Genomic DNA, 21,444 nt, shown 5'->3' on the forward strand with positions numbered 1-21,444 from the left:
CCGGGCGGAAACCACCTTTCCGGTATCTAGGCAGGTCATTGGCTTTTCTTTCTCGCACATCGCTCGAATATGTCAAGCGAGCGAACCTTTTGTGATGTTCCGCTCGCTTCCAGGGCCGCGGAGTTGGGGTGCCCGGGCGGCTCATAGCCCGATGCCCGCACCGCCCGTGGAGACCCCGCGGCCGCGGCTGGTGGCCGACAGGCCCTCGGCGGCGGCGGAGCCGTCTGCGCTGAGGCCGTTGTCGCCGGGGCTGTCTGCGCTGAGGCCGTTGTCGCCGGGGCTGTCTGCGCTGAGGCCGTTGTCGCTGGGGCTGTCTGCGCTGAGGCCGTTGTCGCCGAGTTGGGGCGGGGGTGCGGGCCGGTGGGCGAACTCCCCGAGGTTGACGAGGGTGCTGGCCGACTTGCGCTTCTCGGGCTGGTCGAGGAGGGCTTTGTAGAAGCCCTCGTCCTTGTCGCGCTCGATGGGGTTGGCGTAGAGGTCGGCCTCGACTCTTTTGAGCTCGGTCTTCTTGTCCCTCAGCTCTTGGGCGTGGGGCCAGTCCTGGTGGATTTGCTTCTCGGCTATGGGGATGGACTGGGTGATGCGGTCGATGTCGGCGGCTGTGCCGGCGGCTGTGTCGGGGACCTTGTTGACGGTGTTGGCGACGCGGGTGGCGGGCCGCAGCCGGCCCGCCGCGATGTCGCGGCCCTCTATGGTGAAGCCGATGCCTGCCTCTGGCGGGCCGATGCGCACCTCGACGGCCCGCATGTCGTCGTCGACGACGTGGCGGGCGGCCACTTCGAGGCCGGCGACCTCGGCGACGCGGGTGTCGGCGTCCTCCCGTCGGTGGTAGACGGCTTCGAGCTCGCAGCGGAGCTGCTCGTCGGGCGAGTCGCCGCTGCCGGCGGGCAGGCTGCGGCCCGGGGTGACCCGGACCGACCCGGCTGTCTGCGCGGGAACGGCGAGGGGTTTGAGGGCTTCGAGCTTGGCTCGCTTCGCCGGCAGGGACTGGTGCCAGAACTTGAGCCGGGTGGAGGTGCGCCACCGCTCGATGTCGTGGGCCTCTTGGAGCAGCTCGAGCTCGCGTATGTCGTGGGTCAGCTCGGCGCGCCGGACCACCCTGGGGTCGCCGGAGGACACGGCCATGGCCGCGGCGAAGTCGTCGGTGCCCATCGCCTCGCCGCTGTCCTCGTATTCCATGGTGCGCCCGTGGTGGCGCCCCGACAGGAACTGGGCTATGAACTGCGCCTTGGAGTCCAGCGTCGAGTACATGAAGGTGTCGAAGCTGCTCTCTTGGCAGTACCTGATGACCTGAACCTCGTCGAACTGGTTGCCCGACCGCACGATGCGCCCCTCGCGCTGCTCCATGCTCGCCGGCGTCCACGCCGGGTCGAGGTGGTGCAAAGCGGCGAGCCGGGTCTGGATGTTCACGCCGGTGCCCGCCTTGGCGGTCGAGGCGACCAGCACGGACACGTCGCCCTGGCGGCACCGGCGGAACAGGGCGTCTTTGGCGGCGGGGCTGTCGTGGTCGTGGACGAACTCGATCTCGGCGCGCGGCACCCCGCGGGCCTCCAGCTCGGCGCCCAGCGCGTCGTACACGGTGAACGCCTTGTGCTCGCCGGGCGTGCCGAGATCGCAGAACACGATCTGGCACGCGCCCGGCGCCCGGTGCTCGGTGCCGGTGGCGGGGTCCAGGAACCGCCGCCGCGCGTGGGCGTCTCTGATTCGGGCGACGCGCTCGGCGCAGGCTTGGACCTTGGAGGGGCTGGGCTGGTCGACGCCGACGAGGCGCAGGTCGAGGGTGGCTTTGCGCCCGTCGTTGCAGATGCTGAGCATGTTGTCCCACTGGGGGTTCTCGCCCAGGTTCTCGGAGCGCCGCTGGAGCCACTCCTGGTACGCCACCATCCGCGGAGAGCCGGGCACCAGCACCGTCTCGGGTGCGCTGCCGGCGATCGCGGGCCGGTCGAGGTCCAGGTCGCCGGCGGTCTTGATGTCGCAGCACAGCGACAGGAGCCCGGCCAGCTCGGGTAGGTTCTTGTAGGCCCGCAGCCGGCTCTTGACCTTCCAGTCTGCGCCCCGCGGCGACGGCTCGGCGCGCAGGACGGACTCCGCGAACGCGGCGGCCCAGGAGTCGAACGACCACAGCCGGCGCTGGCGCAGCAGCCCGGGCTGCAAAAAGCGCTGCATCACGTATATCTCCCAGGGCGCGTTGGTGACCGGCGTGCCCGTCGCGAACGTCAGCGCGCCCCGGTTGACGCCGAGCTCGCGGTTGCGGGCCCGCAGCGCGAACGCCTTGACCTCCATGGCCTGCGCCCAGATCGACGGGCTGGACTGCGCTAAGTCGCGGTTCTGGCTGACCAGCGGCAAATTCTTGAAGCAGTGCGCCTCGTCGATCATGACGTAGTCCACGCCGAGCTCCTCGAATGCGACGCCTTGTTGGTGCCACAGCGCCATCTGGCGGTGGGCGAGGTCCCTGTTCTCCTGGCGCCGGTTCTCCAGCACCTGCTCGATGACCTTCTGGCGGGCCTTGGCCGCGCCAGCGGCGGCTTCGCCGTCGCGCTCGCCACGCAACTGGGCCTCGAGGTCTTCGATGCGCTGCGCGTTGAACGCGGCGACGGCGCTGGGCGATGCGGGCAACCGGTTGAAGAACGACAGGGGGATGACGATGGCGTCCCAGTCGCCGTTCATGGCCCTGGCGATGAACTCCTTGCGCCGGCGCTGGCCGGTCGGGGTGGCCCCGCCGTCGGGCATGAGGATCGACGCGTTCGGGTACAGGGTCTGCATATCCCGGCAGAACTGGGCGACGAGGTGGTTGGGGACGGCGATCAGCGGCTTGGCGCAGATCCCCAGCCGGCGCATCTCCATCGCCGCGGTGGCCATGACCGCGGTCTTGCCCGCCCCCACGGTGTGGGCCAACAAGACGTCGCCCTCGTGCAGAATGCGGCACACCGCGGAGGCCTGGTGGTCGCGGAGGGTGAACGAGTCGATCAGCCCGGCGGGGTGGCCGAGCCACTCCGGCGGGTACTGGGGGGCTATGAAGCAGTTGTAGGTGTCGTTGTACAATGCGGCGAGGCGGTCGCAGCGCTCGGGGTCGGTGTCGAACGCCCACCGGCGCAGCTCGGCGTTCCACTTGTCGATTTTGGCGCGGGCCGCGGCTATGGCGGGGTGGTTGGGCTCGCGGGTTCCGTCGGGGGAGGTCTGGGTGATCTCGATTTTCTTGTTGGCCCACGCGGCCTGCAACAGCTTGGGGGCGGGCCGCTCGGAGGTGCCCCACACCGAGACCATGGCCTCTCCCTGGGTGGCCAGGGTGCCGGCGAACCCGATGGCCCAGCCGCTGTCGGGCGAGTAGGACACCTCCACGTCGCAGCTCTGTATGTCCAGGGTGTCGCAGATGAACTCGGCCACGTCCTCAGCGGGCAGCCACGGCGCGCCGCAGCACAGCGCGATGTCCGTCGGCGCGATGTCGGCGGGCACCGCCGCGGCCAGCGCCTCCGCGTTGGGGGCGTACTTTTCGCCGCCGTCTTCGGCTGCGGCCCGCCGGGCCAGGCGCAGCTTGGCCCGCACGTCGCCGCTCAAATAGCGGGGCGCGGCCTCCCACCGGGGCGGCCCGCCCCCGTCGGGGAACGGGTCCAGGTAGGCGACGCCCTGTTCGGCGAGGTCGTCGGGCGACCACTCGAACGAGGTGATGCCGGCCATGTACTCCAAGTCGAGGCGGCCGCGCCGCCCCATCGACGCGGCCGCGGCTTCGGCCAGGGTGGCGACCTCCACCGCGGCCTCGGGCGGCGTGTTGACCCGCCGCGACAAGATGTCGGCCTCGACGCACTCGCCGGTCTCGTGGCTGTAGTCGTCCAAGGCGATCACCCGCAGGTAATCGGGGTCGGCGGGCGACCCGGCCCACCCGGCGAACCCGCCGAGCTTGGGGTACACGCGGCGCAGCCCGCCCGACGCGACGGGCTCCTCGGCGTCGTCGGCGCGGCTGCGCGCTTGGACCTTGTAGTGGCTCAGCGGCCTGCCGGTGTGCGCTATGAACGACCGCCGGCGCGCCGCGAGGGTGTGCCGCAGCCGGTCAAGGTCGGCGTCTGGGAGGTTGGCGGCCTCTGCGGCGGTGAGGTCGCGGTGGGCGTCGCGCATGGCGCACACCAGGGCCAGCTCCAAGCGGGCGCCGATGTTCGACTCGGCCGGGCCGGCGTGCTCCGCGAGCCTCCCCTGCTCGACGCGGGCGAACCGGAACCGGGGCTTTTTGGTGCGGGTTCCGCTCTGGGTCTTCCAGGCGAAGATGCTCCCCTCCTGCGCCCAGGCCGGCCGCTGCCAGCCCGGCGGCGGCTCGCACACCTCGGCGTATCCCGCGTCGGTCTCGAGGGCGGGGGCGGGAAGGCGGCGGGCCAGCTCGATCCTTTCGGCCAGCCGGTCCACTGCCGCCTCCAGGTCGCCTCGCAGGTCGTCGCCGTCGTAGCGGACGACGAGCTGGTCGGCGGCGTAGAGGCCGCCGGACTCCCAGCGGCCCAGCACCAGGTCGGGGTGGTCCGCGTACCACCGGTTGTGCCAGTGCGCCTCGGCGGGGACCTTGGCGCCGTCGTCTGCGGTCCGGGCCGGCTTCATGAACGGCCCGCCGTCGGGGCGGACGGCCTCCACCGTGTCCTTCCACGGGGCCATGAGCCGGTTGGTGTCGGCCTCGATCTCGGCGCTGGTGGGCGCGGCGCCCTCGCCGTCGTGGCCGCGGCGCTGGAACACCACGATGTCGGTGGTCACGCCGGTGCCGGACTGGCGCTCGAACGCCGATCCCGGCAGGCGGATCGCGCCGAGGAAGCAGCCCAGCTCGCCGAGCCTTTGGCGCTGGGAGGGATTGAGGGCGTCGAGCGTCCCGGTGGAGGTGATCGCGATGAGGAGACCACCGGGCCGCAGCGTCCACAGCGCCTTGGCCAGCGCGTAGTTGTGCAGGCTCAGGCCCCGGTCCGCGGAGATCACCGGGTCGTACGGCTTGACGATCCCCGAGAACGGCACGTTGCCCACCGCCAGCTCGAAGCTGCCGGGGAGGGCTACCCCGGCCAGATCGGCGGTGATGACGGTGTGGCCGGGGTGGGCGGCCCTGCAGATCGCCGCGGTGGTCGGGTCCTTCTCGACGCCGGTTATGCGGGCGCCGTCGGGGGCGGTGGCCATGAACACGCCCGGCCCGCAGCCCGGCTCGATAGCGGCGCCCTGCTCGAAGCCGAGCTTTCGGGCCAGCCGCCAGATGGCCTCGGCGGCCATCGGGGAGGTGTAGTGGGCGTTGGGGGTGGTCGCCGACGCCAGCGCCATCTCCTCGCCGTCCAACAGCTCGGCCAGCTTCGGCCCGAACCGCTCGGCCAGCTCCGAGCCGGGCTCGAACAGGCTGGGCACCGCCCCCCACCCCGACCACCGCGCCAGCTCGCGCAGCTCTTCGTCGTTGGCGGGACCGCCCGCCTTGGCGATCTCGATGGCGCGGAGGTTGGCGTTGATCCTCCCTATGTCCCCGCTGGGCGGGGCGTAGTCCCGGCCCCGAAGGCGGGTCAGTACGCCGGTATCGGATAGGCCAGAAGGCCCCTCAGCCCCTCCGGTGCGGTCTGGGTGCTCTTGGTGGCCCTGCGGGCCCACTGGGCCGCCTGGGTGAACACCAGATGGCGCTCCGCTCGGCTGATCCTGTGGTCCAGGGTGTGCTGGAGGTCGGCCACCGTCATCTGCGCGGGGGTCCGCTGGTGCGGGCCGGTCGCCTGCGTCGCCGCCCAGATCACCCCGTCGGCCAGCTCGGCCCGGCCCAGGTACTCCAGACCCGAGATCTCGAACATCTCGCAGTCCAGGGCCGGGTCGTAGGCCGGGTAGTCCACTTCCTTGGGGATCTGGACCCACTCGGCCCGCACCATCTGCGCGGCCTGCCGTTCGATCTCCCGCTCCGCGTGGCGCGTCTGCTGGCCGCCCAGCCCCGGCGGCAGGGCTCGCGTCTGGTGGTCTTTGATCTGGGCCCACATCGCCCAGCACCGGTCCCCGACCTCGTTGAAGTGCGCGGTCACGTGGTCCTGCGTCGCCGTGCCGGCCGGGGTGCGGCGCATCAGCTTGCCCAGGCTGTACGGCGTCCACATCGCCTGCCACTCCCACGCCGCCAGCGCCCATTCCTCCAGCGCCGGCACCGGTTCCAGGTGGCGCAAGGGGGCCACCTCCGGCGCTGGGAGCGTCAGCTGGATCATCGGGGGCCTCCTGGTCGGGGCCGAACAGGCAGAGCTGGTCGGCGCTGGCGCGGTCTCTGCGGACCATTTTACGGGCGCCTGCGACCTATTCTTCCCCCAGCGCGGGGGGCGGGGGCCGGTGAGCGAGGGCGGTGACGCCGATCTGCCCGTCGGCATCGGCCCGCACGGCCACCCAGAACCGGTACCGGCGCTGCGCGCCGCCCGCCGCGGCGGCGTCCACGTCTACGGGCAGCACCGCTATCGGCGCTCCGGGCACCGCCAGGGGCTGGCCGGCCCCGGCGATCGACCACTCGGGGTAGGCCACCGCGGGCGGGTCGGGGCGGAACCCGGCATGGGTCCACCGCCACGGGTCGTCGCCGGCCAACCACGCCCCCAGAAAGCCCACCGCGGTCTGCCACCGCACGTCGCCGGCGGCCGCGGGCGGGATGTCCGCGTACGCCTCGACCGGGACGACCGGGGCTGCCGCGACTGCGGCCGGGGGCCACGGGGCCTGCCATCCCGCGGGGGTGCGGACCACGGTGATCGCGACGTGCTCGCCGCCGGGCAGAGCGGCGGTCACCGCCGCCGCGTCGGCGTCGAGCCATTCCACGCCCGCCACCGCGACGCGCTGGCCGGCCCATTCGTCGAGGCGGGCCTGCGCCACCGCCGCCGCGTTCACCGGCGCCGACGCCTCCTGCGGAGAGGGGCCCTGCGCCGGGGCGGTGACGACTTGCGACGGCGACGAGCACTTGGCCGCCACGACGGTGGCTGTGACGATTGCCAGCAGCGCGGCCGCGGCCGCGAGCGCCCTGCGGAGCCGGGTGGTGTCGATGCTGTTGTTGCCCATGGGGTTCTCCTTCAGTCGATGAACGGGTGCGGATATCCGGCGTCGAGGGCGGCCGCGCCTTGATGCGGGGCTTCGAGCTGGTGCGCGGCGATCTGCTCGACCACCGACGCGGCCAGCCGGGCCGCGTCTGCGGTGGCCGCCAGCGCGGCCCCGCCGCCGTCGGGGCCGCGCAACAGCTCCGACCACTCCTCGACCACGTCGGGGGCCGGGCGGTCGGGCCAGTACGCAAATCCCAGCGCGTTGACCGCCACCTGCGACGCCAGCACGCCCACGAGGCTCTCCCGGGCGTCCTGCCAGCCCGCCGGGCGGCCCAGCGCCGCGCCGGTCTGGGCGACGGCGACCTCCGCGAGCTGCGACGCCCGGCGCTCCGGGTCCTCCTCGGTGCTCGCCACCCCGCCGCCGGCGAAGAGGCGGTCGATGTCGGCGGCCTCCAGCGGCGGCGGGGCCGCGAACCGCTCGTCGGGGGCTGCGGGCTCGGCAAGCTGGCAGGCGTTGTACACCGTCACCGCCCGCAGCCCGCCGAGGCCGGCGTGAAGCGTGACGATTCCCGGCTCCCCTGCCCGCAGGGCGCGCCCGGCGCCCTGCCAGGACTCCTCGGTCGCCCACGCGCCGGTGGGCGCCCCGCCGATGGCGGTGCGGCCTGCCGCCAGCGCGTACCGGTTGATGCCCGACCACACCGTGTTGTTGACCGGGTCGTGCGGCTGGGCCGGCCCGATGGCGTCCCAGCACCCGCTCCAGCGCTCGTCCGCATGGGACCGCTCCGCGCTGGCCGCCAGCGCCGCCGCGATGTGCGCGGCGACGCTCTCGGCCCGCTCCGTCTCATACACCGCAGAGCTCGTGCCCATGGCGCACCTCCTCCTGTTGTGTTCCCGAAAGGTCGACCACGCAGCCCGACGGGTGCAGGCCGAACGCGCCGTCCGCGTCCTCGAACGTCAACATCTCGTATTGCGGGGCGGCCTCGGACCGCCGCGCCTTGACGCCCTCCACGCTGATCCCCAGCGCGTTGTCCGCCTCCAGCACCGGAGGCGGCAGCCACCCGCCGGCACCGCCGGCACCGCCGGCACCGCCGTCGCTGGCCTCGGCGGGTTCCGCAGCCTCGGCGAAGGGGACGGCCTGGGCCAGCCGGGCCCTGATGTTCTCGTGGGCCTCGGCCAGCTCGTCCCGGTCGATGCCGGCGAGCAGGCTCGCGCCCGCGAACCTGTCGAGGGCGTCGACGTCGGGGCTCTCATAGAGCACCTCGTAGGGCGGCACATCCGGCGCCTCCGGGGGGTAGTCGAACAGCCGCCCGGGGCCCTCGGAGGCGGGCTGCCCGCCGCCGTCTCCCGCCACGGCCTCCGCGATGCCCGGGGCCTCGAAAGGCTCCAACTCGCCGGGCGCCTCGCCGGGAGGCCCCGGCGGGCCTTCCGCCTCCGGCCGCGGATCGCCCGCTTCCTCGGGGGCGCCGCCGAGCCAGCGGTCGGCGTCGGCGAGCCGGAACTTGAAGGGCTTGCGGTTGCCGGCCACCGCCATCGCGTAGCCGTCTTCGATCATCCGCCAGCCCGCCGCGGTCGCCACCGCCGACTCGTCGTCATCGTCGTCGGTGAGGGTCACGAACGTCTGCAGCGCCGCCGAGTCCGACGATCCGGGCAGCACGACCTTCACCGCGCAGTTGTCCATGATCGTCGTGGCGTGCTCCCTGCCCCAGCTCGCGGCGAGCTGCGCGGGGGTCTGTATGCCGATGATGACCTGCGCGCGGGACCGGATCGTCGAGATCAGCTTCGGCATGTCGTTCAAGCGGGCGAGATTGGCGAACTCGTCGAGGGCGAACAGCGGGCGGGTGTGGGACACGTCGGGGTCGAGCACCGCGGTCTCAGCGACGTGGAACAGATGGCGCAGCACCGCGCCGAACAGCGCTTCGTGGGTGGACTGCGACGAGTGGTCGGCGATCAGAAACAGCGTGTCCGACCCGCCGTTGACGGTCACGTCCACCGGCACCGGCGCCACCTTGGCGCCGGCTCTGGCCGTCCACTTCAGGCTGCGGGTCAGCTCGTGCGCGGTCGCCTCGATGGACCCCGCGATGCGGGAGTCCTTCTTCGCGTCGCTGGCGAGCTGGTCGAGGGCCTCTTTGGCCTCCGGCGACAGCTTCTTGCGCAGCGCCGCGTCTTCGGCGATCTCGGCGAACACCGACAGCTTCGTCATCCAGCCGACCACCGTCGACAGCTGCGCGCCGATCTCCGAGGCGATCAAAAGCATGTCGCTCAGCGCGGCCTGCACCAGGTTCGGCCACACCGCCTGGTTTCCCTGGCCCGCCGCGCTGGCCTGGCCGGCGAGGAACTGCGCCAGCATGTCGGCGTTCTCGCGGGTCGGGTCGGCGGCCATGTAGCGCACCGGGTCCCACGACACCGGGGTGATCCCGTTGGCGGCCATCCAGCCGTGCAGCCGCCCGGTCGGCTCGAACCCGTACACCCTGCCCTTGGCCCTGCGGTGCTCAAGCGCCAGCTCGGCCAAGTCCTGCTTCACCGACGTTGCGACCACCGGGCCGGGATAGTGCGCCGTGTTCGGCCCCAGGAACCGGCGGGTCTTGCCCGAGCCCGTCGATCCCACCACCAGCACCGGCAAGCCGTCCGCGGCCACCAGATGGCGCCGCCGCCAGCGTCCGATGAGCACGCCCGGGCCCGGGCACCGGTAGTCGTAGGGGGCGGGCACCGGCCACCGCCGCCGGATGAAGTCCCGCTCGGGCCGCTCCGGGTTCTTGCGCCCCGCCAAAAGCCCCGCGGGCGCCCCGGCGGGCATCGACGGCATCGGCCAGCCCGCGGCCCGCCACTCCACCGCCAGCGCGCCCAGCGCCACCGGCACTGCCACCGCCAACACGGCGAACACCGCCAGCCACCACGCGGTCGCAATCGCCGTGACGTCGCCGCCGGCCATCAGCCACGCCACGTCCAAGCGCCGGCCCTGGGCCAGACCCCATACCGCCCGCAGCAGCACCGTGGTGGCGGGCCAGCCCATCGAGCGGCCCGCAGCCCACGTGCCCAGCACGAACGACACGCCCATCGACCACCACAGCACCGGCACCCCGATGGCCGGCACCGCCAGCCACCACATGTTCGGCGCCTCGAACCACCACTCGCGCCCCGCCCCTCCCGCGGCCGGCCGGGTTTCCCGCTCACCCATGGGCGCACTCCCTGATCGGATTCGGACCGGACTCCGATCCCCGCCCGCCCTCGGCCGCCCCGTCGTCTGAGGCGGCGTAGGCGTCGTCGATTGCCTGCGGCGACCAGGGCTTCCCGCCCGCCCAGTGGGCGAACACCGCTCCGGGGCACGCCGGGCGCCCGTCGGGCGCCAGCAGCGCCACCGCCACCTCGCCGCCCGCGGCGGTCCCGATCATCTGCCCGGCCCGCACCGGGCCGCCGGCGTGGCGGCGGGGCTCGATGCCGCACAGCTGCCACGCCCAGCCGTGTTCGTCGGCGACGCTCACGCAGTCTTTCGCCGTCGCAGCGGCGTCGCCGCCAGCCGGCGACGCGACCACTGCGCCCGCGACGGCGGGCAGCGCCAGCACCGGCGACGGGGCCGACCATGCCGGATCTCCGGCGGGCAGGTGGTAGGGCCACCACCGGGGCGCGACCGTGTGCTCGGGCGCCGCCCCGTCGATGTCGGGCGACGCCGCCAACGGCGGCGGGTTCACGGCCAGCGGCCAGCCCAGCCCGGCGCCGGCGGCGAGCCGGGGAAGCTGCGCCCAGCGCGCCGTGTCTCCGGCGAACAGCACTTTGCCCTCGGCGACGACCGGCCCCTCAGAGCCGATGCCGGCCAGGGCGTCCTGCCAGGCGGCGACGATCTCTGGGGCCTCGTCCACCGCCCACGCGCACCGGCCCCCGACGCAGTGGGGCTCCACGTCGGCGCGAAAGCCGCTCAGCGCCGCCCAGCGGGCTACCACCGACGCCATCATCGGCTGCGCCTGCTCCAGCGGCGACCCCTCGGGCACCGCGGCGTGTCCCAGCGGCAGCCCATCGGGCAAAAGCGCCGCCTCGTCCTCGTCGAATTCCGCGACCAGCGCCACGTACTCGGCGGTCACGTCGGCCGCGTACTGCTCGGAGCGGTTGTAAGCCAAGATCGCCCCGCGCGCGTCGGGGCCGGCCAGGCACAAAAGGCGGGCCGCGGTCAGCGCCGCGTCCCATGCGTTGTGCGGGTCGGCTGTGCCGTCGCGGTTGGCGTCTGCGCCGAGTCGGGCCATCGTCGAGGGGAGGATCTGCATCGGCCCGACAGCCCGGTCGCCGGACACGTCGAGGTCCCATGTGCCCGCGTCGGTGTCGGCGACCACCTCGTACTGCGGGTTCGCGCCGTCGAGCGCCGGCCCGACGATCCACGGCGACACATCCCCGAACGCGTTGATGTCCGCTGCGGCTGCGTGGCGCGACTCGATCTTGCCCACGGCCGCCACCAGCCGCCAGTCCGCCCGGTGCCAGCCGCCGCCGTCTTCGTCGCGCCCCTGCGGATCGCCGTCCGCGCCCGCCATCCACACCGCGCCCGACGCCGGATGGCACCACAGCCGCGACGAGTGCTGGTACGCCGCCCACAGCTGCGCTGGCACCCCGCCTCGGCGGGCCTGCTCGGCTGTGCCGGCCGCAGCGCCCGACCCTGCGGTGTCCAAGGCCGCGCCGGCCATGAGCGCCAACAGCGCCGCCGCCGCGGCGAACCACGGCCACCGGCGGCGGACGACCCGCCCGATGCGCCCAGCCGCCCGAACGCCCCGCAGCGCGACCTGGGCGTTGGGGGGCAGGGCCCTGCCGATCAGCTTCGACGCCTTCTTCGCGCTCATCGCCCCGGCCCCTCGCCTTTTGCGGGGTCTGCGCCTGTCCCGGTGCCTGTCCCGGTGCCTGATTCGGCGTCTGCGCGGGTCCGGGTGCCTGGTTCGGTGTCTGATGGGCGGTCCCCGCTGGCGTTTCGCTGTTCCCGCGGGCTGCTGTGGGGGTCTTTGTCGTCGCTTTGGCGGTCTGTTTTGGCCTGCTCGTTGGCTGCGGCGGGGTGCTCGCCGGGCTGGGGTGCGGGCCCGCCCTCGGCGCCGCGTCCGGCGGTTGCCCGGTCGGTCTGCTGTGTTCGGGGCGCGGCGTGCTCGCTGCGGGGCCGGGCCTGGGCGTCGTGGGCGCCGCGGCGGGCTGTTCTGGGGTGGTCCGGCTGTGCGGCGGTCGGCGGGCCGTTGTCGGCTGCGGGCCGGTGTCGGGGTTGGTCGGCGGCGAGCTTGCCGGATGCTCGGCGCGTCGCGCCGCTGGTGCGCCGCTGGGCCAGCGCGGCGTCCGCGGACACCGCCCCCGCGGCCACTGCTGAGGTGCGCACCCGCCGCGACGGGTCCATGGCGAGCTGGTCGGCGCGCGACCGGGTGTTGTCGGGGCGCGCGGCGATGGCCTCTCTGATGTCTTTGCGCTTCGACTGGGCGAGCTGGTCGAGGGCGTCTTGGCGGGTGAGCTTGCTCTGCGCGGCCATGAGCTGGTCGCCTCGGCGGTTGCTGTGGGCGGCCTGGTTCATCCTGTCGGCCGCCGCGGTCTGCTCGGCCTCGCTCATTTTCTTGGGGTCGCGCGCCGCCAGAGCCTGCTGGGCGTGGCGGCGGGCGTGGACCCTTTGGCCCAGCGCGGCGAGCCCTCCGGTCGCGCCGGCGGCCGCGAGCCCTGCGCCGCCGCCGGCTTTGGTCTTGGAGGTGATCGACGACAGCCTGCCCCCGCCGTGCTGCCCGGAGAAGGCGGCGACGCCCGTGGCCCCCGCGGCTGCGACGCCCGATCCGATGGCGCGGGCCTTGGTGGCGGCGTGGCGGGCCGCTCGGGCGGGCGGCTGCCCGCCGAGCAGGTGCGCGGAGAGGTAGCCGCCGGCGAGCAGTCCCGCGGCTGCGCCCCCCGCGCCGGCCAGCGCGGCCCCGCCCCCGCCGCCGGTGGCGCTGCCTGCTGATGAGAGCTTCGCGCCGATGTTGCCCGAGATCTTCGATGCCGCCTCGGGCAGCGCTTTGCGGAGTTTGATGGCCGCGATGGCGACCAGCACCATCACCGCGAACAGGTCGAGCATGCCCAGGTCGGCGTTGGCGGCGCTGATGGCGTCGAGCACCTCGACGGCCAGCCGGAGGAACAGGACGCCCGCGGCCAGCCCGGTGATGCCCTTCAGCAGCATCGACACCCAGCCCTGCACCAGCCTTCTGCCGCCGGGGAATGCGACCGCGGCGGCGACCACCGGCAGGAATCCGAACGCCCCGGCCAACAGCAGCTCCGACGACAGCGCCAACAGAGCAGTCGACAGGATCAAAAACGCCAGGGCGAGATGGCCGACGAGGACGGCCGTGCCGCCGAAGAGGCGGTCCGTGGTCGGCTTTCGGTTGAACGCGTCGAGCAGCGGCCCGTCGGGGTCGCATTTTTTGATCTGCTTGCGGGGGTAGTGGTCGCCCGAGCCAGCGGCGCGGTGCAGCGTGCTGGCGCCGGCTGCGATCTCGCATGGGCCTTGCAGCTCGCGCCCGAAGTTGAGGCGCTGCCAGGGCCGGTGCACCACCGAGTCCATCAGCGGGGAGGTGAGCGCTACGGTGTCCGACCCTCCGGGGGTCTGCTGGTGGGCGCCCTCCAAGACCGCGGCTGTGAGCTTGTTCTTGGTGTCCTGCGCGCCGGCGTAGTAGCCGTCGAAGTTGGCCAAGATGAGGCCGCACACCGCCATCGCCAAGATGGCGAAAGCGGCGTTGCCCGCGGCCTGGGCGTGTCGGCCCCGGATCACCGACCAGCCCGTGGCGATGGCCAGCGTGGTCAAAGCGACCTCCCTCAGCCGCAGGCCGTGCACCAGCGCGGTGTTGAGCGTGTCGGCCACCAGCCTCGGCACCGCTTGGATGACCTGGGTGAGGCGGCCCTCGGACACCCAGTCGAACGCCCACGTCGCGAAACGCAGCGCGACGATGCCGCCCGACCAAGCCCAGGCGATGGCCTGGCCCAAGAACTTGCGGTGGACGCTGAAGGTCCCTCCGCCGTCGAAGTAGATGTTGTAGTTGGTGATGGGCACGCCCAGGGTGGTCTGCGCGGACGTGCTGTCGCCGCTGAACCACGTCTCGGTCACCGACTGCGCGCCGACCCAGTGCTCCGACGCGCTCTCGCACCCCCTGGTGGCCCACTCGGGGTCGTTGGCGGCCAGCAGGTCGGCGCACTCGGCGACGAGCTCCTCCAGCTCCGGGGCGGCCCCCCCAAGCGCCGCCTGCCACTGCCGCCACGACGCGCCATAAGCCCCGGCTCCTGCGCCCGCGTCTGCGCCGTCTTGGGCCGCCGCGGCGCCCGCCGCGGCCCACAGCAGCACCGCCGCCGCGGCGACCACCGCGGCGGCTAAGGCCGAGCCCCGTCGCAGGCCCGCCATCGCCCTACCCGGCCGCTGGGGCCGGCTCGGGTCCGTGCCGGCCCGCCGGGGTCGTGTCGATGGCCGCGGCGGCCAGCGGGTCGGCGGGCAGCGCGACCTCGACCAGGCCGGCCCGGCCGAACAGGTCCCGCCACAGCATGGTCCCGGTCGGCAGGCCCATCAGCAGCCGGGCGGCCAGCGCCGGGTCCACCCCGGCGAGGCGGGCCGCAGCCGCGGCCGCTTCCTCGTTGGCCACGCCGAAACAGGCCACATAGCCCAAAAGCTCGCTCAGCTCGGGCGACGCGGCGAAGTCCGACGGCGACTGCGACGCCAGCCAGATCCCGGCATTGTGCTTGCGCCCGTCCCTCAGCCCCTCGACGACCACCGAGCGGGCCCGATGGTCTCCCAGCAAAGACCACGCCTCGTCCAGCAACAGCGCGGCGAACCGGTCGGCGGAGGCGAAGGTGATCGCCCGCCCGGTCAGCATCATGCCCAGCACCGCGGCGCTGGCGGCCACCTCGGCGGGCGTGTCGGGCTGCGGGTTCAAAGCCAGCCCCGGCGCCCAGAGCACCACCAGGTCTGCGCTCAGGTTGGCCGGGGGCCGGTCGGCGTCGAACAAGACGCCGCCCACCGGGTGCTGGGCCAAAGCGGCGGCCTGCGCTTCGAGCACGGCCAGCTCGCCTGCGGAGCGGTCGTCGCCGGACGCCGCGGTGCGGGCCAGGTCGCCCAGCGGCATGCCCGGATTGTCCGCCGCGGCCAGCGCGAGGCGGGCCGCCGCAGCCCCGTGCGGGTCGATCCGGCCCAGAAACCCCAACAACAGCGTGGCGGTGTCCGCGGCGAGGCGGCCGTCGGCTATGGCCCGCATCGGGTCCAGCGACCCGCAGCCGGGGTCGCGCACATCGATGATCTCCACGTCGAGTTCGGGCGCGGCGGCCCGCACCGCACGGGCGTAGGCCGCGTACTCGCCCATCTCCGAGCGGTCCATCGCCACGAGGGCCCCGTCGGCCATCAGAGCCGACCACATGAGCCGCTTCGCGAACACCGACTTGCCCGCTCCCAACTGCCCCGCGATGCCTATCGACGGCGACCGCGGCTGAGCGCCGACCGCCTGGCCCCTCGGCCCCAGCGTCGGGTCGAACAGCACCGGCACGTTGCTGCCCTTGTCGTCGGCCCAGCCCAACATCATCCCCTGCGGGTCGCCGACCGCCGAGTGCAGGCACGGGCCCAGACCGGCCAGCCCGTCGCTCAACAGGAACTGCCGGTAGTCGCGGCTGACCGGGGCGCGGTGGCGGCGGGGCAGCCACAGCCGCCGGGCAGAGAGCTGGTCGCCCGACGGGGCCGCGATCCTCACATCGCCCCGGGCGGCGAGGCCCGCTAGGCGCTCCAGGCGGGCATTGAGCTGCTCCGCGGCCCGCTCGATGTCGTCGTCGGTGCCGCCGCCGGCCGCCAGCGCGGTGGTGAGCACCACGGTGACCACGAACTCGTCGCTGCGGGTCTCCACCAGCGCCTTGCGCTGCGCCTCGATCTGCTCGGACGCCGCCTGCAAATCGGGCGGCGCCCCCGCCGGATCGCCGCCGTACTCGTCGTATTGGTTCTGCAACCGGCGGTGCTGGTTGCGGGTCTTGGTCACCGCCACCTGGTTGGGCACCACCTCCACGTCGATCAGCCACTCCCACGGCTCGGCCAAAGAGTCCACCGCCCACAACAGCTCGCCGCCGCCGGGCACCCTCCAGGAGTCCGGCAACTGCGACACCACCGCCGAGACGTGGGCCACGGTCTGAGTGCCGGTGCGGGCCACCGCCACCCGCTGCAGCGGCTCTGACCACTCCGCGTCGCCCGCCCGCCACGCCGATGCGCCCTCGGTGAAGCCGCGGCCCACCGTCACCGCATCGGGGTGCGGCTCCAACATCAGGTGCGGGTAGTCGCCCTCGGCGCGCACGCTGGGGCGGTGCGCCGCCCCCACCGCGATGCGGTCCAAAAGCCACCGGGCCTCCGCCGCGGTGGCGGGCCGAAGCGCAACCGCCGATCCCGCCCGGGCGACTATCGCCTCGCAGCGGTCGGCCATCGCGGCGCGGTCCACCCAGCTCGCTCGCGCCGGCGGGCGCCAACCGGCCATCGCCGCCAAGCCCGCCATCCAGCCGCCCTCGTCCTTCGCCGCCGACGCCTCCCCGCACAGCACCATCAGCCAGAACGCCCGGTCGGCCATATCCATGCCGCTGAGCCGGTCGTGCTCCGCGGCCAGCTCCCGGTCCCACGTCCCGGACGGGGACACCTTTGCCATTTGCTCGATCACCTCATCGGCCCCCAGAGCGTCCACCGTGGAGAACAGGCGGAACCGGTCCGCTCCCACCGACGCCACCAAGCGCTGCACCGCGCCCAGCGCGGCGAGCTTGTCCTGCGTGCTGTCCAGCGACCCATACGGCGCCGGGGCCACGCTGAACAACAGCCAAAGCGAGTGGTCCGACCCCACAAAGGCGTTGTCGACCACCGCGTCGGCAGTGCGGGGCACCAGCCGGTCCCTCACCGCCCGCCCCGACACGAACCGCAACCAGCCCGCCGCACCGGCCAACAGAGGCCGGTCGTCGATGCGGACCCTGCGAATCGCCCGGCCCGCCACCAGCGTCAAGGCCACCACCGGAACAGCGGTCCACACCGGGGCGCCCGAGCTCAGCATCACCACCGCCAACAACAGGCCGAACGCGCCCACCGCGAACTGCGCCAGCGTGAACTGCCACGGCAGCGTCAACCCCGGAATACGCCCGATCTCCGTCGGCCGCCGCCGCGGCCCGGTGAACGACTTGATCATCTGCCGGTCCGACATCAGCCGCCCCCGAACTCCGAGATGATCTCCATCCCACCGGTGTCGACAGTGGTCCTGTTCGTCCCGTCGATCTCGTCGCTGACCTTGCCCGAGATCACATCGAGCTGCGCCAACAGAGCCAGCGCCACCGCGCCGGCCACGATCACCCCGATGGTCGCCGGAGTCGACTTGGTCTTCCACGCCGTCACCACCGCCAAAGTCGCGATCACCGCCAAAAACGCCAGCGCCGCCAGAATCCGGATCTGGGTCAGCCAGGTGCCAATGTCCTCAAACATCGAAATCTCCCTTCCAAGTGTCAGTGCCCGCCAAGCCCGGCGCCGGCGGCTCCTGCACCAGGCGGTCGCCGTCGAACGACCACCCCTCGCAGCCCCCCGCCCGACGCAGCCGCCGACGGCGCGCCGCCGCGGGAACCTCCACATCGAGGCGCCAGTCGGCCACGCCGATCGACCCGCCGGCCGCGACAGCCGCCGCAGCCGCCAGCCCGACCACCCCGCCCAAACTGAACGGATCAGCCCCAACCCGCCCCGGACGCTCCACCAAAACAGGCGGCTCCACTTCCGGGCGCGAAAGGCTCTGCTTCACCTCCGACGCCTGCCGCAGCAGATCGCCGAAAGACGCACCGAACACGGGCTTCGCAGTCACAGCCGCCACAATCCCCAACCCCACCGGTCGCAACCGGTCGCAAACCCCCCGCCCCACCGGTCGCAAACCCCGCCCCGAAGCGACCGGTCCCCCCGGGAACGCACCGCGCCAACAGAAGAAACCGCACGCGCAGCCAGCCGGCCGCTGTAGCGCCCTCAGGCTCTGATTCGGCCCGCGCCGCGCCCCTCCGCTACACCAACAGCCGGGGACCCGCGATCCGCCAGCCCCGCCGCAACCAGCCCGGAGGGCGCTTGGAGACCGCCACCCAAGCCCGCCGCGGCGACATCGACATCGCCCTGATCGCCGTCGCCCACGACGCCTCCCTGCGCTGCTCCCAAATCCTCGCCCACGAATGGGGGGACGTGGACGCCCCCCAACACGACGGGCTCGGCCAAATCCACGTCCCGCACCCCACCGCCGCCCAACCAGCCACCGCCCCCATATCCGAGTTCACCGACCAAAACCCGGCCCGCATACGGCCCCCGACGCCGACCCCGGCCAACGCGTCTCCAACTTCTCGGCCAACACCGCCACCCGCAGCACCAGACCTCCGCCCCCCTGGCATCGGGGTGAACGCGCCTGTGGCGGTTTGGGGGTCGGCGCGGTGCCGGGTTGGTCGGCGCAGCAGCCGGGCAATAGCCGGGTGTCGATACCGAGCTGGCAGCGGCAGACGTTGAGAAGGGACTGTTGGTCGGCGGCCGGTTGGGCCCTGGCCGCGATGTCTCGGCTGGCGGGCAGGGCTCCACCTCGTTTTCGGGAGCGCTGGCTGGCGCCGGGGCGGGTTACGATGGTAGGCGTGAGCCGCCGAGACGATGTGTTGGTGAAGTACGGGGCCGCGATCCGGGCCGCAGCTGAGCGCAACCATGCCCGCGCCATCGCGCTGGTGGGGTCGGTGGCCCGCGGCGAGGACTCCCCCCACAGCGACTACGACTTTTTGGTGGACTTCGAAAAAGGCGTCACCTTGTTCGACATCGGCGGCTTGGAGGCGGACCTCGAAGACCTGCTGGGGGCCCGAGTCGACGTTGTGCCCCGTTCATGTGTGCGAGAGAGCTGCCGCGCGATGCTCGACGACGCCATCCCGCTGTGACCCGACCAGACGACGAGCGGATACACGACGTCCTCGGGGCTTGTGGCCGGCTCGCCGAGATAGCGGCCCGGGGCCGGTCCGCATACGACGGCGACTGGGTTGCCAGAGACGCCGCGAGCTACAACCTCGCGGTCATCGGGGAGGCGCTCGACAGCCTCTCAGACGAGTTCACCGCCCGCCATAGCGACCTTCCGGTGAGGCAGGCCAAGTCTCTTCGCAACAAGCTGGCCCACGAGTACTTCGTCGCAGACCCCGACATCTTGTGGGACACCATCACCCGGGACGTGCCCGCCCTGGCCGCGAAGCTCGCCGCAATCCGCGGCGCCGCCGGCCAATAGCACCGCACAGGGCAGCCGAAACCGCCGCTCGCCCACCGGACGCGGCAGAGGGGACGGCACCGGGGCGCCGTCCCCTCTGGGTCGCCCACGGGGTGGCGGGGCGTCATTCGGGCTCGGTCAGAAGCCGATTTCCATATCGGCGGCGTTGGAGGGGTGCACGAGACGGGACTGCTCGCGCTCTGCGACCAGCGACGGTGCGTCGGTGCGCTGCGCCCAGAACGTGCCCTGGCAGGGTGCTCCCTGGGGCCGGTCCAACAGCACTTGTTCCCAGTCGTCGTCGGCCATGGCCCCGGCCACCTCGTCGGATACCGGCCCGCCCCGCACCAGCCGGGCGACGACCTCGGTGTCGAAGTGCACCTCCCAGCTGGGCTGGTGGGCGCCGTGCTCGTCGGGTGCGGCGGCCACGGTCACCGACCGCCACCCGTCGGCTAGCGGGCTGCCCGCGGGCCGCAGCCGCACCGCGTCGCCGGTGGTGGCCGCTGCGCCCGTGCCGGGCACCATGTGGAGGTGGGAGACCCGGCGGGAAGCCGGCAGAGGGTTGTGGTTCACAGATGCGCTCTTCATGGCGCTCACCTTCTCTCAGCTCACCGGTCGCAACCGGTCGCGACCGTGTGGGGGCCGCGGTCTTTTGCCTGCTCAGTCCAACTCGACGCCCGGAGCGTTGTCGCGGGCGCGGGGCAGGTCGTTTTCCACCAGCACGCTCAGCGACCTGAGGGCCTGGTTGGGAACCCTGGTGCGCAGCATCCCGGCGTCGACCGCCCGGGCGGTGTCGGGGTCGATGGCGACGGTGGCAACCACCGGCGCGCCGATGGCCCGCTCGCAGTCGGAGCGGGTCAGCGCCCGGCCTGCCTCGGCCACCAGCACCACCCCGGTGGGCCGCACCGGCGGGCTCACCGTGCGGCGCAGCGCCAGATAGCAGGCCCGCGTCACGAGGATCGACTGGTCGGACTCGGCGACGATCTTTTGGTGGACGCTGTCGGCGAAACCCTCGGCATGGTCGCGGTCCAAGGTGCCCGCGTCGACCACGGTTGTAGTGCCGTCGGCTTTGAGCCACTCTGCGAGCTCGCCGGCGCGCCTCTGGCTCAACTGCAAACTGCCCCTGGGCAGAAGCGACAGGTTCGGCGACAGCTCAACCATGTCCCGGTCCAGCGCCTCGGTGCCGAGGTCGCTTTGCGTCCACCGACCCAGCCCGGCGTCGGAGACCTCGCTGGTGCCGAAGATCGCCGGCTGGTCCCGGCCCAAGTCCACCAGCCGCACCGGCTCGCCGCGGTCGTGGGACGCCCGCAAAGCGGCCAGCGCGGCGGTGACCGATGTTCCCTGGCCGCCTTTGAGCGACCACATTGAAATCAACATCTCAGCTCTCCTTCCCCGGCCCGCAGCCGGTCGAAGCCAACAATCGGCCACACTGTCGCCCACCCCACCGGTCGGGACCGGTCGCACCGACCGACCGGTCGCAACCGCTCCTGCGCTGTCACAGCCCGCAGTCGAACAGGGGAGGCTGGATCGCGGGAGGCTCGATCAGCCGGTCCAGCAGTCCTATGAGCTCGGCGTGGCGTAGGGCGGCGTTGGCCTGCTCCAAGGCGGTCCCGGCGCCCAAGCCCTCCTCGAGTGCCACCGCCGCGGACCACATGAGCTGCGCGGCCTGCACCGTGGCCGACACCGCCATCTCTGCCCTGACCCCGACCACATCGGGCGCCAGCCGGTCCTCGGAGGCCAGGCGGCCCGCCAGCTCTGAGCCCGGCGGGGCCACCAGAGCCTTTCGCAGCACGGGCAGCACGTTGAACGGGGTCGGGAGCGGACCGCGGATCAGCGCCTGGTTGGCGCCGACGCCCACCTTGGCCACCGCCGCCGCCAGCAGCGCCACCGAGGCGCCTCGGGTGCGAACCGGCCTGTCGAGCGCCTCCTCGGCCACAATCGCGGCGGAGCACTTCTCGACTTTGGCCCGGTACACCCACAGCCCGTCGGAGAGGGTCCGCCAGATGGAGGGCGGCTTTTGGCGGGCCAGCTTTTCCACCGCCCGTTCCCACTCCTGGTCCCTGGCCGGGCCCGCTGCCCACTCAGAGGCCCTCTCGGCGGCGGTCGCCATCCAGTCAGATGCCGCCGCCGACACCTCGGCTTCCGCCTCGGCCAGATCAACGGCCGTCTGCCCGGACCGCTCCAAGACCCCGCACACGCGGGCCAAGTCCGCCGCGGCCCAGCTCACCGCAACCCTCCCGTCACAACGCCGGCGAGCC

16 protein-coding genes are annotated in these 21,444 nt (G+C 73.0%); 3 read left to right on the plus strand and 13 right to left on the minus strand.

Annotated elements, in window-relative coordinates; genetic code table 11:
* Window positions 1-141 precede the first annotated feature (141 nt).
* From ACOOGG_RS02290 to ACOOGG_RS02335, 10 genes are all read right to left on the minus strand, one after another.
* Window positions 142-5,589: a helicase-related protein gene (locus ACOOGG_RS02290; protein WP_420431870.1), complete on the minus strand. Its 5,448-nt coding sequence runs from the start codon at window positions 5,587-5,589 to the stop codon at window positions 142-144.
* Window positions 5,505-6,176, minus strand: a complete 672-nt coding sequence (locus tag ACOOGG_RS02295; protein ID WP_420431872.1) for a hypothetical protein — start codon at window positions 6,174-6,176, stop codon at window positions 5,505-5,507. Before ACOOGG_RS02295 ends, ACOOGG_RS02290 begins: the two co-directional genes overlap by 85 nt.
* 85 nt (window positions 6,177-6,261) lie before the next feature.
* The gene (locus tag ACOOGG_RS02300) at window positions 6,262-7,002 is read right to left on the minus strand and encodes a hypothetical protein (RefSeq protein ID WP_420431874.1); all 741 of its coding nucleotides are present in this window, start codon (window positions 7,000-7,002) and stop codon (window positions 6,262-6,264) included.
* 11 nt (window positions 7,003-7,013) lie between these two features.
* A complete protein-coding gene (locus tag ACOOGG_RS02305) occupies window positions 7,014-7,847 on the minus strand; it encodes a hypothetical protein (protein ID WP_420431876.1) in 834 nt (277 codons plus the stop codon).
* Window positions 7,822-10,155 (minus strand): type IV secretory system conjugative DNA transfer family protein, encoded by a 2,334-nt coding sequence (locus ACOOGG_RS02310; protein ID WP_420431878.1) that lies wholly within the window; start codon window positions 10,153-10,155, stop codon window positions 7,822-7,824. The genes ACOOGG_RS02305 and ACOOGG_RS02310 overlap by 26 nt, the downstream gene beginning before the upstream one ends.
* Window positions 10,148-11,797, minus strand: a complete 1,650-nt coding sequence (locus ACOOGG_RS02315) for a hypothetical protein (RefSeq protein ID WP_420431880.1) — start codon at window positions 11,795-11,797, stop codon at window positions 10,148-10,150. The genes ACOOGG_RS02310 and ACOOGG_RS02315 overlap by 8 nt, the downstream gene beginning before the upstream one ends.
* A complete protein-coding gene (locus ACOOGG_RS02320; RefSeq protein WP_420431882.1) occupies window positions 11,794-14,343 on the minus strand; it encodes a hypothetical protein in 2,550 nt (849 codons plus the stop codon). Before ACOOGG_RS02320 ends, ACOOGG_RS02315 begins: the two co-directional genes overlap by 4 nt.
* A 4-nt stretch (window positions 14,344-14,347) precedes the next feature.
* Window positions 14,348-17,143, minus strand: coding sequence for an ATP-binding protein (locus ACOOGG_RS02325; RefSeq protein ID WP_420431884.1), 2,796 nt, complete (start codon window positions 17,141-17,143; stop codon window positions 14,348-14,350).
* Window positions 17,143-17,418: a hypothetical protein gene (locus tag ACOOGG_RS02330; RefSeq protein WP_420431886.1), complete on the minus strand. Its 276-nt coding sequence runs from the start codon at window positions 17,416-17,418 to the stop codon at window positions 17,143-17,145. Before ACOOGG_RS02330 ends, ACOOGG_RS02325 begins: the two co-directional genes overlap by 1 nt.
* Window positions 17,411-17,785 (minus strand): hypothetical protein, encoded by a 375-nt coding sequence (locus tag ACOOGG_RS02335; protein ID WP_420431888.1) that lies wholly within the window; start codon window positions 17,783-17,785, stop codon window positions 17,411-17,413. Before ACOOGG_RS02335 ends, ACOOGG_RS02330 begins: the two co-directional genes overlap by 8 nt.
* A 251-nt stretch (window positions 17,786-18,036) precedes the next feature.
* On the opposite strand from ACOOGG_RS02335, the gene ACOOGG_RS02340 reads away from it, so the two are divergent.
* The 3 genes from ACOOGG_RS02340 to ACOOGG_RS02350 all read left to right on the plus strand — a co-directional run bounded on the left by ACOOGG_RS02340 (window position 18,037) and on the right by ACOOGG_RS02350 (window position 19,210).
* Window positions 18,037-18,462 carry a hypothetical protein gene (locus ACOOGG_RS02340; RefSeq protein WP_420431890.1) on the plus strand — a complete coding sequence of 142 codons (426 nt, stop codon included), beginning with the start codon at window positions 18,037-18,039 and terminating at the stop codon, window positions 18,460-18,462.
* Between the two features lie 119 nt (window positions 18,463-18,581).
* Window positions 18,582-18,872 carry a nucleotidyltransferase family protein gene (locus ACOOGG_RS02345; protein WP_420431892.1) on the plus strand — a complete coding sequence of 97 codons (291 nt, stop codon included), beginning with the start codon at window positions 18,582-18,584 and terminating at the stop codon, window positions 18,870-18,872.
* Complete coding sequence (locus ACOOGG_RS02350) at window positions 18,869-19,210, plus strand: DUF86 domain-containing protein (protein WP_420431894.1); 342 nt, start codon at window positions 18,869-18,871, stop codon at window positions 19,208-19,210. The genes ACOOGG_RS02345 and ACOOGG_RS02350 overlap by 4 nt, the downstream gene beginning before the upstream one ends.
* Before the next feature lie 117 nt (window positions 19,211-19,327).
* Here ACOOGG_RS02350 and ACOOGG_RS02355 read toward each other — a convergent pair whose 3' ends face one another.
* From ACOOGG_RS02355 to ACOOGG_RS02365, 3 genes are all read right to left on the minus strand, one after another.
* Window positions 19,328-19,774 carry a hypothetical protein gene (locus ACOOGG_RS02355; protein ID WP_420431896.1) on the minus strand — a complete coding sequence of 149 codons (447 nt, stop codon included), beginning with the start codon at window positions 19,772-19,774 and terminating at the stop codon, window positions 19,328-19,330.
* A gap of 72 nt (window positions 19,775-19,846) precedes the next feature.
* The gene (locus tag ACOOGG_RS02360; RefSeq protein ID WP_420431898.1) at window positions 19,847-20,563 is read right to left on the minus strand and encodes a cellulose synthase operon protein YhjQ/BcsQ; all 717 of its coding nucleotides are present in this window, start codon (window positions 20,561-20,563) and stop codon (window positions 19,847-19,849) included.
* A gap of 118 nt (window positions 20,564-20,681) precedes the next feature.
* Window positions 20,682-21,413, minus strand: coding sequence for a hypothetical protein (locus ACOOGG_RS02365; protein WP_420431900.1), 732 nt, complete (start codon window positions 21,411-21,413; stop codon window positions 20,682-20,684).
* Window positions 21,414-21,444: the final 31 nt, after the last annotated feature.

The organism is Candidatus Poriferisocius sp., from assembly GCF_965214065.1.
In the GTDB taxonomy this organism is placed as follows: Bacteria; Actinomycetota; Acidimicrobiia; order Acidimicrobiales; family Bin134; genus Poriferisocius.